Origin of the sequence: Gordonia mangrovi (genome assembly GCF_024734075.1) — a bacterium.
In the GTDB taxonomy this organism is placed as follows: Bacteria; Actinomycetota; Actinomycetes; order Mycobacteriales; family Mycobacteriaceae; genus Gordonia; species Gordonia mangrovi.
This window is the reverse complement of record NZ_CP102850.1, coordinates 2,079,077-2,092,685: the sequence shown is the minus strand read 5'-3', so window position 1 is coordinate 2,092,685 and position 13,609 is coordinate 2,079,077. Positions and strand designations below refer to the sequence as shown.

At 65.8% G+C, this 13,609-nt stretch carries 13 protein-coding genes; 7 read left to right on the top strand and 6 right to left on the bottom strand.

What is annotated here, in order from left to right; translation table 11 throughout:
• Positions 1–49: 49 nt before the first annotated feature.
• Both NWF22_RS09555 and NWF22_RS09550 read left to right on the top strand, forming a co-directional pair.
• Positions 50–1,015 (top strand): DUF808 domain-containing protein, encoded by a 966-nt coding sequence (locus tag NWF22_RS09555; RefSeq protein WP_160902134.1) that lies wholly within the window; start codon positions 50–52, stop codon positions 1,013–1,015.
• A gap of 27 nt (positions 1,016–1,042) precedes the next feature.
• The gene (locus NWF22_RS09550) at positions 1,043–4,417 is read left to right on the top strand and encodes a DEAD/DEAH box helicase (protein ID WP_160901496.1); all 3,375 of its coding nucleotides are present in this window, start codon (positions 1,043–1,045) and stop codon (positions 4,415–4,417) included.
• Between the two features lie 24 nt (positions 4,418–4,441).
• On the opposite strand, the gene NWF22_RS09545 is transcribed toward NWF22_RS09550, so the two are convergent.
• The gene (locus NWF22_RS09545) at positions 4,442–4,927 is read right to left on the bottom strand and encodes a hypothetical protein (RefSeq protein ID WP_160901495.1); all 486 of its coding nucleotides are present in this window, start codon (positions 4,925–4,927) and stop codon (positions 4,442–4,444) included.
• Positions 4,928–5,310: 383 nt separating this feature from the next.
• On the opposite strand from NWF22_RS09545, the gene NWF22_RS09540 reads away from it, so the two are divergent.
• Positions 5,311–6,534 (top strand): IS110 family RNA-guided transposase, encoded by a 1,224-nt coding sequence (locus NWF22_RS09540; protein WP_373692011.1) that lies wholly within the window; start codon positions 5,311–5,313, stop codon positions 6,532–6,534.
• A gap of 2 nt (positions 6,535–6,536) precedes the next feature.
• On the opposite strand, the gene NWF22_RS09535 is transcribed toward NWF22_RS09540, so the two are convergent.
• Complete coding sequence (locus tag NWF22_RS09535) at positions 6,537–7,193, bottom strand: DUF6880 family protein (protein WP_160904560.1); 657 nt, start codon at positions 7,191–7,193, stop codon at positions 6,537–6,539.
• 61 nt (positions 7,194–7,254) lie between these two features.
• On the opposite strand from NWF22_RS09535, the gene vapB reads away from it, so the two are divergent.
• On the top strand, positions 7,255–7,476 hold the full coding sequence (gene vapB, locus NWF22_RS09530) for a type II toxin-antitoxin system VapB family antitoxin (RefSeq protein ID WP_160904559.1): 222 nt from the start codon (positions 7,255–7,257) through the stop codon (positions 7,474–7,476).
• Positions 7,477–7,585: 109 nt separating this feature from the next.
• On the opposite strand, the gene NWF22_RS09525 is transcribed toward vapB, so the two are convergent.
• From NWF22_RS09525 to NWF22_RS09515, 3 genes are all read right to left on the bottom strand, one after another.
• Positions 7,586–8,803 carry a Fic family protein gene (locus tag NWF22_RS09525; protein WP_160904558.1) on the bottom strand — a complete coding sequence of 406 codons (1,218 nt, stop codon included), beginning with the start codon at positions 8,801–8,803 and terminating at the stop codon, positions 7,586–7,588.
• A gap of 151 nt (positions 8,804–8,954) precedes the next feature.
• A complete protein-coding gene (locus NWF22_RS09520; protein ID WP_160904557.1) occupies positions 8,955–9,602 on the bottom strand; it encodes a DUF3558 family protein in 648 nt (215 codons plus the stop codon).
• Positions 9,592–10,014, bottom strand: a complete 423-nt coding sequence (locus NWF22_RS09515) for a hypothetical protein (protein WP_160904556.1) — start codon at positions 10,012–10,014, stop codon at positions 9,592–9,594. The genes NWF22_RS09520 and NWF22_RS09515 overlap by 11 nt, the downstream gene beginning before the upstream one ends.
• A gap of 252 nt (positions 10,015–10,266) precedes the next feature.
• On the opposite strand from NWF22_RS09515, the gene NWF22_RS09510 reads away from it, so the two are divergent.
• The 3 genes from NWF22_RS09510 to NWF22_RS09500 all read left to right on the top strand — a co-directional run bounded on the left by NWF22_RS09510 (position 10,267) and on the right by NWF22_RS09500 (position 12,556).
• A complete protein-coding gene (locus NWF22_RS09510; protein WP_160904555.1) occupies positions 10,267–11,133 on the top strand; it encodes a hypothetical protein in 867 nt (288 codons plus the stop codon).
• A 39-nt stretch (positions 11,134–11,172) separates the two neighbouring features.
• Positions 11,173–11,832, top strand: a complete 660-nt coding sequence (locus NWF22_RS09505; protein ID WP_160904554.1) for a hypothetical protein — start codon at positions 11,173–11,175, stop codon at positions 11,830–11,832.
• A 106-nt stretch (positions 11,833–11,938) separates the two neighbouring features.
• Positions 11,939–12,556, top strand: a complete 618-nt coding sequence (locus NWF22_RS09500; RefSeq protein ID WP_160904553.1) for a maleylpyruvate isomerase family mycothiol-dependent enzyme — start codon at positions 11,939–11,941, stop codon at positions 12,554–12,556.
• A gap of 65 nt (positions 12,557–12,621) precedes the next feature.
• Here NWF22_RS09500 and NWF22_RS09495 read toward each other — a convergent pair whose 3' ends face one another.
• Entirely contained in the window at positions 12,622–12,909 is a 288-nt protein-coding gene (locus NWF22_RS09495; RefSeq protein WP_160904552.1) for a hypothetical protein, read from the bottom strand.
• Positions 12,910–13,609 lie beyond the last annotated feature (700 nt).

The window sequence follows — 13,609 nt, the reverse complement described above, 5'->3', positions numbered from 1 at the left end:
GTGCGGGCATACTGATCGGTGACTCGTGCGTCTGACCCTGGAGGTTCTGGTGGCCGGTGGCCTCGTTGCGCTGTTGGACGACATCGCGACCCTGACGCGGGCGGCCGCGGCGTCGCTCGACGACATCGGCGCGGCGGCCGGCAAGGCCAGCATCAAAGCGGCGGGTGTGGTCGTCGACGACACGGCCGTGACACCGCGGTATGTCCACGGCTTCACCCCCGACCGCGAGCTGCCGATCGTCCGCAAGATCGCCGTCGGGTCGATCCGCAACAAGCTGCTGATCATCCTGCCGGTGGCGATGATCCTCAGTCAGTTCCTGCCGCAGGCGCTGCCGTATCTGCTGATCGCCGGCGGCCTGTTCCTGTGCTACGAGGGCGCCGAGAAGGTGTACGAAGCCCTCGGCGGGGGCCACGGCCACCAAGACGATGACGTGCCCGTGGTCTTGAAGGGCCCGGAACTCGAGAAGTCGATGGTCACCGGCGCCATCCGCACCGACCTCATCCTGTCGGCGGAGATCATGGTGATCTCGCTGTCGTCGGTGGAATCCGAACCGTTCTTCACCCGGCTGCTGGTGCTGATCGTGGTGGCCTTCCTCATCACCGCCCTCGTCTACGGCGTGGTCGCGGTGATCGTCAAGATGGACGACGTCGGACTGTCACTGGCGCAGCGCACCTCGACGGCGAGCCAACGCATCGGCCGCGGTCTGGTCAAGGCGATGCCGAAGATCATGTCCACCCTCACCGTGGTGGGTATCGCGGCGATGCTGTGGGTGGGTGGCCACATCCTGATCGTCAACGTCGGCGAGGCCGGCTTCCATTGGCCCGCCGACCGTCTGCACGACATCGAGCACTGGTTCCACGAGTTGTCCCACTCGTTCGGCGGTGTCCTGTCGTGGACGGCGGGGACCGTGGTCTCCGCGCTCGTCGGGTTGGTGATCGGCGCGATCATCGTGGCGATCATGCATGTCATCCCGAAGCGGGGCGGCAAGGGCGTCAGCGCCCCGTCACCTGAGTGATCCGTCACCTCGGTCTAGCCTCGACGGGTGGCCAGATTCCTACCGCTCGCCTACACCGAGGCCGAGCTCAGAGACGAGTTCGACGCGGGTACCGTCAGCCGCGGGGCCGCATACGCGAAACAAGGCCGCGTGGCCGACGTCCGCTGGTCGGGTGGCGGCTTGCGCCTGCTGGCGTGCTGCGCAGGGTCGGACGCCAATGTCTACGACGTCGAGATCGAGTTCGACGACGTCGGCGACGCGGAGCGAATACTTGTGGAGGCCTTCTGCACGTGTCCTGTCGAGATCGACTGCAAGCACGCGGTGGCCGTGCTGCTGCTGGCGAGCCGTCAGGGCGTTCCCGCAGCTGGTACCACGCCATCGACCCCGCAGTGGCGAGCGCTGCTCGGCGAACTCGTCGCCGCCGGGGACGCGGCACCCACCCGCCGCGGTACGGCTCCGATCGGGATTCTCGTCGAGGCGCAGGGCAGTCGTCGCGACGAACTGACCTCACCGACGCTGCGGCTGGTGTCGCCCAGCAAGACCGGGTCGTGGGTGCGGACCGGCTTGACCTGGCAGTCCATCCGCCCCAACTACCGGGAGGACTACTACCGGGTCACCAAAGATCACCCGCCGGAGCACTTTCATCCCACGCATCTGGCGCGGGTCCGAGCGATCGCCGACGCGGCCCACACCGTCAATCCCTACCCCAGGGGTCAGGTGCTGGACCTCGACGAGACGCCCCCGGAGATCTGGGACCTGCTGGTCGCCGCAGTCGACGCCGGGGTGGTGCTGCTCGCACACAAGTCGACCGGTGCATCGAGCGTCGCGCTCGCCGCCGGCTGTCGCGCGTCGTTGCGGATCACCCGCGGCGACGACGGCCTGACCGTCGGGCCCTGGCTGCAGATGGACGGCTACGAGTGGGACGGCTCGCCCGTCGGACTCTTCGGTGAACCGAACCCGCACGGCTTCTACAACCGCGAGGGCGACACCCTGTATCTCGGACCGTTCCAGGCGCCGGCCTCGATGGATGCGTTCCGGGAACTCCTTTCGCTCGGGAGCATCACGGTTCCCGACGACGACGCCGAGGACTTCTCCACCGACCTCTTGCCCGGTCTGAGTGCGTCGATGGCGGTCGACGTGGACGATGACGCGTTGATCGCGCCGGAGGTTTCGGGACCCGCGCTGACGTTGACCGTCCGGGTCGACGACTCCCGCCGCGCGGTGACCACCTGGACGGTCGGGTACGAGGTGAACGGCCGACAGCGCAGCTTCGAGGTCGACAAGTCTGCCGGGGTGCGTGACAGGCAGGCTGAAGCGGAGGCCTGGAAGCAGATCCGGCCCCAACTCGAATCGGCGGCCCGACTCTGCGGGAGTTGGCGCACCCAGGCCCTCCCGCATATTCGGCAAGCGCATCGGCTGGGTGAGGACGTCGGCCTGACGGCGGACGCGCTCGATTCCACCAGGGACGCGGCCATCGCTCGATCCGAGTCGACGCTGCTGGCCCGCCCCTACCGGTACACCGCGGTGGAGACGGCGCGACTGTGCGTCGAGGTGGTGCCGGACCTGCGCGACCATGGTGTGCAGGTGGAGATCGTCGGCGACGCGCCGGACTATCGTCCCGCACAGGAGTTTCCGCGCATCGACATCGCCGCCGACGGCAGTCGGGACAACGACTGGTTCGGCCTGGCCATCACGGTGAACATCGACGGCACCGAGGTGCCGCTGACCGACGTGCTGCGCGAGTTGTCCCACGGAGCCACGCACATGCTGCTGCCGAGTGGCGTCTACTTTCCGCTGGACTCACCGGAACTCGCGCGGATCGCCGAACTCGTCGCCGAGGCGAAGGCGTTGGGCGAGATCGAGAACGGCCGCGTCCGGGGCGACACCTACAACGCCACACTGTGGGAGGAACTCCTCGCGCTCGGTGTGGTCGACCGGGAGTTGACGCAGTGGCATGAGCGGCTGAAACAGTTGGCGTCGGCGCAACCACCACAACCCTGTCCGCCGCCGGCCGGCCTCAAAGCGCAGTTGCGCGACTATCAGACCGCCGGCCTCGACTGGCTGTACTTCCTGTGGCACAACCGGATCGGCGGCATCCTCGCCGACGACATGGGTCTGGGCAAGACCGTCCAGACGCTGGCCGTCATCGCGACGGCGATCGAGGAGAAACCCGACGGACGCTTCCTGGTGGTGGCACCGACGAGCGTGATCTCCAACTGGGCGGCTGAGGCAGAACGCTTTGTCCCGGGACTCGCGGTGGCGACGGTGACGGCGACCAGCGCCCGGGCGGGCGCCCCACTGGCCGAGCAGATCGGCGACAGTCAGATCGTGATCACCTCGTATGCGTTGATGCGGTTGGACTTCGATGAGATCGGCGCCATCGAGTGGACCGGCGTGATCTTCGATGAGGCGCAGTTCGTGAAGAACCACAACGCCAAAGGCCATCAGTGCGCGCGGAGGCTGACCGCGGAGATCAAACTCGCGATCACCGGCACGCCGATGGAGAACAACCTGATGGAGCTGTGGAGCCTGCTGTCATTGACGGCACCCGGGCTGTTCCCGTCGCCCAAGGTGTTCACCGAGTATTTCCGCAAACCGATCGAGAGCGGCACCGAACCCGACCGACTGGCGGTGCTGCGTCGACGTATCCGCCCGGTCATGTTGCGCCGCACCAAGGATCAAGTGGCCAGCGATCTGCCGGCGAAACAAGAGCAGGTGCTGTCGGTGGACCTGACCGCCAAGCACGACAAGATCTATCAGACGCGCCTGACCCGGGAACGCCAGAAGGTGTTGGGGCTGTTACGCGACTACGACGAGAACCGGTTCGAGATCTTCCGGTCCCTGACCATGTTGCGGCAACTGAGTTTGCACGCTGGTCTGGTCGACGACAAGCACGCGAAGGTGGACTCGGCCAAGATCGATTTCCTCGCCGAGCAGATTCCCGAGCTGATCGACGAAGGACATTCGGCGCTGGTGTTCAGCCAGTTCACCAGCTTCCTCACCCTCATCGCACAACGCCTGGACGAGATCGGCATCGGCTACAGCTATCTCGACGGGTCGATGCGGTCGGCGCAGCGGGCAACCGCGGTCAAGAAGTTCACCAGCGGCAAGACGAAGGTCTTCCTGATCAGCCTCAAGGCCGGCGGATTCGGGCTCAACCTGACCGAGGCCGACTACTGCTTCGTGTGCGATCCCTGGTGGAATCCGGCGACCGAAGCCCAAGCCGTCGACCGAGCCCACCGGATCGGGCAGACCCGGCCGGTCACCGTCTACCGACTCGTGTCGGCGGGCACGATCGAGGAGAAAGTGGTTGCGCTACAGGATCGCAAACGCGAACTGTTCAGTGCCGTGATCGACGACGGCGATCTGTTCGGGTCGGCCATCAGCGCCGAGGACATCCGGGAGTTGCTGGGTGGGCAGTGACACGGTTGGTCGGCGGCGATCCACTCAGGGCAGGCCGGCCTTGTCGAACTCGGTCTGCATGCGGGGGCGATTGCGGTGGGTGTGCCGTAACTCTGCGATCAAAGCGTCGACCCCGCCGGCGCGGTCGGTCTTCGCAGCCAACCGCCGCATGCGTTTCAGGTGGCGCGCCGCTGTGCGATAGTGCGCGGCGCCGGCGTTCTCGAGTTCGGACAGCGTCAACGCGGTCAGTGGCTCGAGGACTGCTAATCGGTCGATCTTCTCGTACCTCTTGATCAGGTCCAACCACAGGGAACTGTCGGTCAGGCCCAGTGAGTTCGCCTGCGCCCAGGCGCGCTGAGGGTCGTGAAGTGTGTGGAGGCTGAACACGACGGCATCCCGCGGGCGTGCGTCGAGTGTCTCGGTGACCTCGTCGTGCATGGCGGCCCACTCGTCGCCGGCGGTCGCATGGAGTCGGGCCGCGGTGGTCGATGACGGCCACCGACGAAACACCTCCAGTCGGACGGCGAGCACGTCGTCGGGTCGGTGGGTGGCGACCAGATCGCACCAGGTCTCGGCCGCCGCGAGTGCCTGATGCCACGGATCACGGGTCGCGGCGCGTTGTGCCCACTAATGGGAGCTACTGGGTCTGGTCGTGAGTTTGGGTCAGACTTGGTGTTGGTGGCTGCTGCTGGGTGAGCACTCGTGCCTACGGAACCGTTGATGGCGAGTTCTGGATCGAGACCGTGCCCCTGGTGGTCGGCCAAGAGGGTGTGATTGCTGCTGGGATGTCGTGCCGGCTCCGATGTGGTTTCGGGGTGTGAGCACTGAACCATTAGTTCGCGAGGGTCCTCCGGCCAGCTGCCGTGTTGAACAATCGACGGCTTGGTAGCTGTGAGGAGGCACCGGCAGTGGCAGTGTTGTTCGTCGGGGATGATTGGGCCGAAGACCACCACGATGTCGAGTTTCAAGACGAGCGTGGGCAGGTGTTGCGGCGGGCGCGGTTGCCTGAGGGGATCGCCGGGATCGAGAGGTTCGGGGAGATCGCGGCGACCTTCCTCGACGAGGGCGATCAGCCTGACCAGGTGCTGGTGTGTATCGAGATCGATCGCGGTCCGTGGGTCAACGCGTTGATCGCTGCGGGGTATCGGGTATTTGGAGTCGATCCCAAACAGGCCCATCGCTACCGCGAGATCGTGGTCAGTTCGGGCGCCAAGAGCGACAAGGGTGATGCGCATGCGCTGGCCGAGATGCTGCGGAGTCGTCGCCACCAGTTGCGGGAAAGTGGTGGGGACTCCGAGATCGCGGACGCGGTCAAGGTGGTGGCCCGCGCGCATCAGACGATGATCTGGGAACGCACGCGCCACATGCTGCGGGTGCGTGCGGCGCTGCGCGAGTACTTCCCGGCGATCCTGCTGGTGTGTTCGGCGTTGGATCTGGAATTGACGAGCCGGCCGATCCTGGGCTTGCTGACCAAGGCGCCGACCCCGGCGCGGGCGGCGAAGCTGACCAAAAGCCAGATCCTGCCCCTCCTCAAGGGTCGCCGCAACAAAGACACCAAAGCTGTTGAGATACAACAGATCCTACGCGGACAGCACCTCGGCCAACCTGATCGGGTCACCGACGCCTACGCGGCCTCGGTGCGCGCCTCGGTGGCGGTGCTGGGTGTGGTGATCGAGCAGATCGACGAGCTCGCCGGCGAGGTCGATGCCCATTTTTCCCAGCACCCGGACCATGAGATCTACCTCAGCCAGCCCGGCATGGGGCCGACCGTGGGACCCCGGGTGCTCGCCGAGTTCGGGGACGACCCGTTACGTTTCCGCAACAGCAAAGCCCGCCGCAACGCGGCGGGCACCAGCCCCATCACGAAACAGTCGGGCAAATCGCGGATCGTCTCCGCCCGCTACGTCCACAACGACCGACTCGTCGACGCCCTGATGGCCCAGGCCCACGGAGCCTTCATGCACGACGACGGCGCCCGCGCCTACTACCGCAAACAACGAGCCCGAGACGTCGACCACAACGCCGCGCTACGCCAACTCGCCAACCGCCTCGTCGGCATACTCCATGGCTGCCTGGCCCGCGGTATCCCCTACGACCCCGCCACCGCATGGAAGGACCAAACCACCGCCGCGGCTTGACATCAAACCTTCAGGGATGTCTCGATCGCGAGGTCGTACTGCTCGATCTCGGCGAGGGCTTTCGCAGCGTCGTGTAGCCAGGCCGCGGCACGCTCGTCGCGCGCATGCGTCCGGATGATCGCGTCGACGTCACGGTCGAGCACGGCCAGCCGTTGGTCGTTGTAGTGCAACATGACTCGCGCATGACTGTAGCGGTCGCGCAGATCGTCGGTTGCGGGTCCGAGATCATCGCGGATCTCGTCGATGCGCCTGCGATAGCGCGCCATCCCGACATCGCCCAATGCTGCGGCGTAGCGCACCGGGTCGATCGTGAAGAAGTCACAGTCACTGTGGAACTGAAAGGTGATCATCCAGTCGACCAGCTTCGCCGGTGCGACCTGCGCCGGCGCGGCCATGTCCGCGTGCAGTTCCAGGAGGCTGCGGATGGCGTCGCCCATGATGCCGCTGGAGTCGTCGGCGCGCATGATCACCGTGACCGCCGACGCGATGGCCTTCTGGGTCACCGCGAACACCTCGACGGGGTCGCCGTGGGCGGCGGCCTGCTGGAGCATGGCCACCGCTTCCTGCATGCGCGCTCCGTGCGCGTTGGAAGCCCGCCAGGTGTGCAGATCGGCGCGGGTTCGGATGAGTGGGAGCACGTCGTCGGCGAGGGAGCTCATCGCACCATTGTGTGCGCGGCGTTCCGATAGCGCGCGATATCATCAGGTGGAGGAGGCGATCATGAGCGACATTCTCATCCGGGATGTGCCCGACGACGTGCTGGCGGCGATCGACGCGCGCGCGGCGCAGTTGGGACTCTCCCGTACGCAATATCTGCGACGCAAGCTCGCCCAGGATGCACAGGTGGAAGCCGGTGAGGTGACCGTTGACGACCTGCGATCGTTCGGTTCCCGATTCGCGAATCTGGCCGATGACGAGTTGATGTCAGATGCGTGGCGATGACGAGGTCGTGGCTGGTCGGCAAGTCGGCCTTGGTGCAGGTCGAGCGGCTGGTTGTGTAGTCTCTGGTCCAGGCCCTGTGGCCAACCCGGTGTAGCGTGGTTGGGCGAATCTATCCGTGGCCACGACGCACCGACCTCGCCGCGAACTCATCGAGCGCGTCGGCGACTTCCGTTGCCTGCCACATCCGGTTGCGAGCGAATCCGGTGAACTCGCGCAGAATTCCGGCCTCGACCAGAGGGTCGATGGCCCTACCGGCGTTGTCGGGGGAGATGCCCAACGCGGCCGCGGTGGCCCGTCGATCCACCACCGGCTGCCGGAGTAGGAGATCCATCAGCTTCTGGGCGCCCGATCCCCGACGGGCACGAACTCGTTCGCCCCACAACTCGCGAATGCGACGCAGATCAGACACCAGTCGGCGGCCGTTGTCCACCGCGGAAAGCGCTGCATACGAGAATGTTTCGACGACTGGCGACGGATCGCCAGTCCGGTAGGCATCCAACGCGGCAAAGTAGCTGTTCGTGTCGGCGAGCAGCCCCGCCGACACTGGCACGGTGACGTTCTGCGTCAGCCGGCTTGCGCGCAGCATCGCCTGCACGAGCGCGCGGCCGGTCCGCCCGTTGCCATCGGGGAACGGATGGATGGTCTCGAACTGGGCGTGCGCAACCGCGACGTGGATCAGCGGTGAGACGTCGGCGCGGCGCGAAAACGCAATGAGGTCGTCCATGAGACCAGGCACATGCGCGGGGGTGGGCGCGACGAAGTCGGCATCATGGGGGCCGATGCTGGTCCCGCCGATCCATACCTGATCCTCGCGCCACCGCCCAGCCATCTGGGGACTCGTGTCCTCCATCAAGGCGCGGTGCATAGCGAGGATCGCGTTGGTGTCCAATCGGTCGGCCAGTTCGATGGCCGCCGTCGTCGCCGCGACATTGCCGACGATCTCGGTGGCGTTGCGTTCCGCTCGACTGCCCAACTCGGCGAGCGCGACCTGCTTGGCCCCCGACGACAGATTCTCGATCTGCGACGACGACGCAGATTCGGAACGGAGAAGGATCGCGGAGAAGGGTGCGAGCTCGTTGCGGAGTTCGGCATCGAATCGGGTGATCACCGAACTGGCCTCGGCGACCAGGGCAGACGTCTCCGGAGAAACATGTGGGGTCAGGTCGGCGATGTGCGGGACCAGAGCTGCACGGTACGGACCGCGGTACCGCTCGCGCTGCGCCCGGGTCAGCAGGTCGGCAGGAGTGGTCGGAGACCACTCGACGACCTCACTGGACACCGCTGGCCAGGGGTTCTGGCTGCGGTTGTCGGCGGAAAGTGAGGGCATGGGGCGATCATGCCTTCAGTTATTCGGTAAGTGAGGGCATGAAGGTGGCTGACCCTCGCTTGCGTGCGTGGCAGCGTGAAGTCAGTGGCCCACCACATCGGATCTCGTCTTGTCGAGCGAGATCGTGGAGTGTCGGTTCGATTGGTTTGAGTCAGCCGTTGGGGATCTTGTCGATAGTTGCTTTCGTCAATTCGATAGCCCGCTCGCAGACCTCGTCCAAAGTCGGAGCGGGAAGAGTCCGGTACGAGGCCGCTGTGGTGACTCCTGACTGGTACGACTGGACGTACGTGAAACAGTTTGTATCGTTCATCGACGTGACTCCGACGGTTCTGCCGTTCAGGGTGATGTCTGGGCGCCAATTGAAGAGCTTGTTGTCCTTCTTGTAGGACTCGAGGCTTTCGAAATCGGCGACGACCTGATCCGCACCCCAGCCGCCGATTTCTTCGCCTGCATACTTCCACGAACAGCCTCGAAGTGTCTGACCGGATACGACTGCAGCATCGATAGTGCTGGATAGGTCTATCCCTACCTCGCCCGCAACGGTCTGGTCGACAGCCGTACAAGGCTCGTAGGGGGTACCGTCATTCGAGCTATTCCACCGTTTAGCCAACGTTGTCTCAAAAGGTAGAGGTTTGCCGGAAGCGTCGGTCTGCCGAATGCCCGCGGAACTTGGAACACTTGACGTCGTGGTTTCTTCATCAGAACCCGCGCTACAAGCAAGGGCTGTTGACGAGATCGAGGCAAGGATGCAGAACAGCAGCATCCTGTGCGCTGCCCTTCTTGTTGGATTACCGGTCACTGCGGAATCCCTCACCGGCTTCGCGATCAGTCGCGGCGAGTTCCTTTGCCGCGCGATCGCACTGGTCTGCCAAGTCGTTTAGGCGATTAATCTGGTCGACGAGCTCGCTCCGCCAAGAACCATTCGCCCCCACAATCGCAAGCAGCGAATCTCGCAGTGATTCCCCCTCAGCGCAGTCCTGGCCGAAGTAGTTGCTTCTCAGCACGGGCTCGACAGCTCTGTGGGCCGTTTCAAGCAACTCAGCCGCCTCCCGAGCACTCGCCGCCCGCGCCGCCCACATCCCCTGCTCAGACAGCACACCCACCCCGTCAGCCGGCTGACCCCAGTCCAGCGGATTGGGGGCCGGTTTGATCTCCGGCATCGCCACGCACGGTTCGAGGGCGTTGCTACCCAGCTTCTTGTCGTCAGTCACTGATGTCCTCCCACGTTGATTGGACGCACAGACCCCCGTTGCGGTTCCCGCGTCAACGCCTGCGAGCGAAGTGACGATTGTCGCCCGCGAGGTCAGCGTAGCGGGCCGCCGACCAGCCGCGATGGCTGGAATCCTCCTGCGGTGATCACGGGGCCATCCTTCACAGACTTGATCGGGTCCGGCTGACCTCATCTGCCGAGGTCAGCGCCCCGAGCCCACCGGCGACCCCGCTGATCGTGCTGTACTGGAGGGGTGATCAGGCTCCTCGTGATTGTCGTCGTGGTGGCGGCGATCGCGGTTGCCCTGGTGGTGGTCGGGTCTTGGCTGGTCGACGGTGCCCGGTCGCTGGGCACAGGGATCGCTGACCGGGTCCGACGGGTCGGATCGTCCACCCAGCAGTCGCTCCCCGCCGACTCCGACCCGCAGCTCGACACCCCAAACCAGCCGCTCGCGCAACTGGCCGACGACCTCCGCGCCGCCAGCGCCCGCCGCTGGGCGCGATGCCGCGCCATCCAGGAACAGGCAGAACCGGCCGAGTCCGAGCAGTACCGGCAACTCGCGGCACACCGGTGGGACCCCGACATCGTCGAACCCGACCGCCTCCGCAACGAATCGATCGGACAGATCGCCGCCACCGCCGGCCTGGTCGCCGACCGCGTGAGCGACTACCCCGCCTGGAAGCTCGACTTCTTCGACAGGCACGGCGTCCGCGTCGACCTCGCCGCCGAGGTGACCGCGCTGGCGACCTCGGCCGCCAACGTCCGCGACCAGATCTCGCTCCTGGGCGATCCGCCCACCAACCTGGCTGCCGACCACGACGTCGTCACCACCTACGCCGCCAAGGCGCAGCTGCTGTCGCGGCGGCTCGACGGACTCGTCGAACGGCTCGGCGCGCTGGGCGAGTACCAGCAGATCGTGGCCGCCATCCAGCAGCGCCAGGACAAGCGGGACTGGCTGGACCGGGTCAGCGCCATCGACGACTTCGAGAACGAGGTCGACGCCCAATGGGACGCCACCGAGGCCGGCCGGATGCGCAATACCGCCGACGAATCGGAGATGCTGGCGTCGATCTACCTGGATGCGCTTGCGCCGCTGGCGAAGACGCTCGGGCGGGAGTGACGGCCCGGTCCATCTCGTGCCACCGCATAGGATGGCCGAATGGATGGTGGGCCGGTTGATGTGGAACGCGAGGAGTGGATTGGTGCTGAGCCGCTGTTCCGTTTGTTCGTGTTCTCCTACGAAGCCGGCATCTACCACGTGGAGGCGTTCGATCATTGGTGTCGTGACGTCACCCGACTGATCGCGGACGCTGGCTACTACTACACCGACAGTGACAAGCTGTGGTCGCTGGCCTTGATCCACGAGGGATCACGAGGTACCGACATGACGTGGCTCTCCGGCTACGACTACCGCATCGCGCCAAGAACGTTCGCCGAGCGGCAAGCTCGTCGCGATATGCAGTTGCGGTTTCTGGCGGCCAGGTCGCGAAGCTCGAAACCGGTTGTCTTGCCGGATGGTTTGCGGGTCATCCGCATGTTTCCCGAATGGGGAGGAGCGGGCCCACTGTGGGAGTCGTTCACCGACAACTATCCAGCCGATCCTCGTCGCCTCGGCCTGAGTCGCGGCTTGGCTGCCAAACTGGAGGCGTGGAACGAGCATTGGGGTTCTCGACACCCCGACGAGCCGCTTGCCGATCCCGACAGTTGGCTCGCCGAGGGCGTGGAACTGCACGCCGAGGTTCAACGTGCGATGGCGGAAATTGCGGAGGTGGCGCCAGAGTTTCTACCGCACGAACGGCAATCCCCCGAGACGCTATGACACGCACGCCGCGGAGCAAAGGCGGAGTTGTCGTGACCACGTGTCAGGATTCACCACCGTGTGACCATTGAGTCACCGACATCGACACGAAAGCGACGGTGCCCCCGTGAACGACGACGAGATCTTCACCGCCATCACCGATGAGCGCCGTCGCCTGGCCGACCTGGCGAGCACCTTCACCGACGACCAGTGGGCCACCCCCTCGCTGTGTGACGGCTGGACCTGCCGCGACGTGGTGGCCCATCTGGTGGTGCCGCTGGTGGTGTCGATCCCCGCGTTCGGGCTGGCGATGCTGCGCGCCCGCGGCAACTTCGATCGCGCCAACATCGCGATGACCGCGAAGGTTGCGGGGAGCTACTCCGATCTGCCGAAGACGCTGCGCGACAAGGCTGACAAACGCTTCACCCCGCCCGGGCGGGGACCGCTCGCACCGCTCACCGACACCCTCGTGCACGGCCTCGACATCCGCCGGCCGCTCGGCATCGCCGCTGACTTCGATCCCGATCGTGTCCGGGAGGTACTCGACTTCCTGGTCGACAACGCGGGCAAGAACATCTTCGGCACCACGCCGACGACGGTGCGCTGGGTGGCCACCGACCTCGACTGGACCGGCGGCGACGGCCCTGTGGTCGAAGGGCCGGCCGAGTCGTTGATGCTGGTCCTCTCCGGCCGGGCGGCCGGGACTGCGGATCTCCGTGGTGCGGGCCTGCAGGAGCTGACCTGACCCCGGAACACCGCCGACCGCACACGCACGTCGCGTAGTTACCATCGCCGCAACCTGTTTCGGAATCAGGCGAGCATCAACCACGCGAGCAGGAACAGCAGTAGCCGTAGAGCGCCGGCCGCTGCGGAGGCGCCGATGAAGATGGCCAATGCGGCACCTGCTCCGGCCCGCGCAGCCAGCAGGCCCACCAGTCCGCCCACAATCAGACTGGCCGTGACAACGGCCAGTAGGGGACTGACGATGATCGTGCCGAACCAGCAGGTCACCCCGACGGCGAACCCCACGACGATCCGCTTCAGTATGCGATCGGGGTCGTGATGAGGTGTGAACACCGGGGGTGACTTGCGGGTCATCGTTCTCCTCGGGTGGGCATCCTGCACTGGTTCGCGTGGCCGCAACCGTTCTCATGCGCGAACACGGCGAGCGATCCTGGCCCCTACAGGGGATCTGATGCGCGGGCCCCGCGGTTTGTTCCCCTGCTGGGTAGCAGGTAGTTCTCGCTCCAAGCGATGCGCACCGGCGACGATTCCGACGCGCTCGACGAACGCCTCGCCGGTGCCGAAGCCCAGATCGCCGACTGCGCGGTCCTGGAGAAGCGGTCAGATTCCTCGTGATCGCCCTCGTCGCAGCGGCGGTGGGGTTGCGGTGGTCGTTGCGCACCAACTTCTGGCGATCCGAACAGGTGCCGGTAGCGCGGGGCAGCAGGCAGCCGTCTCCCGCCTCTGGTGTCGAAAATAGCTCTATACCAACATCATACGGGCGTCCGCCAGATGCTCGATGGGCAGGTTGCTGCGCGACACCGATCCTGGCCACCAACCTGGCGCCAGCGCTCCGGCTCATCGGCGCAGGCCGGACCGGCCCCGCCTACGACCGCGGGGCATCTTTGCGGGGAATTCGGTCCGGTGTGAGCCAGGTCTCGCCGTCACAATAGTGCGGGCCGCAGTCCTCGGCCGGAATGTGAATCTCGGTAGGGTGGCGGGGATCATCGCTGGTGATCACGCACTTGCCCGGCTCGCTCTCGCACTCGGCGGTGTACTCAGGGTCTTCGGGCGG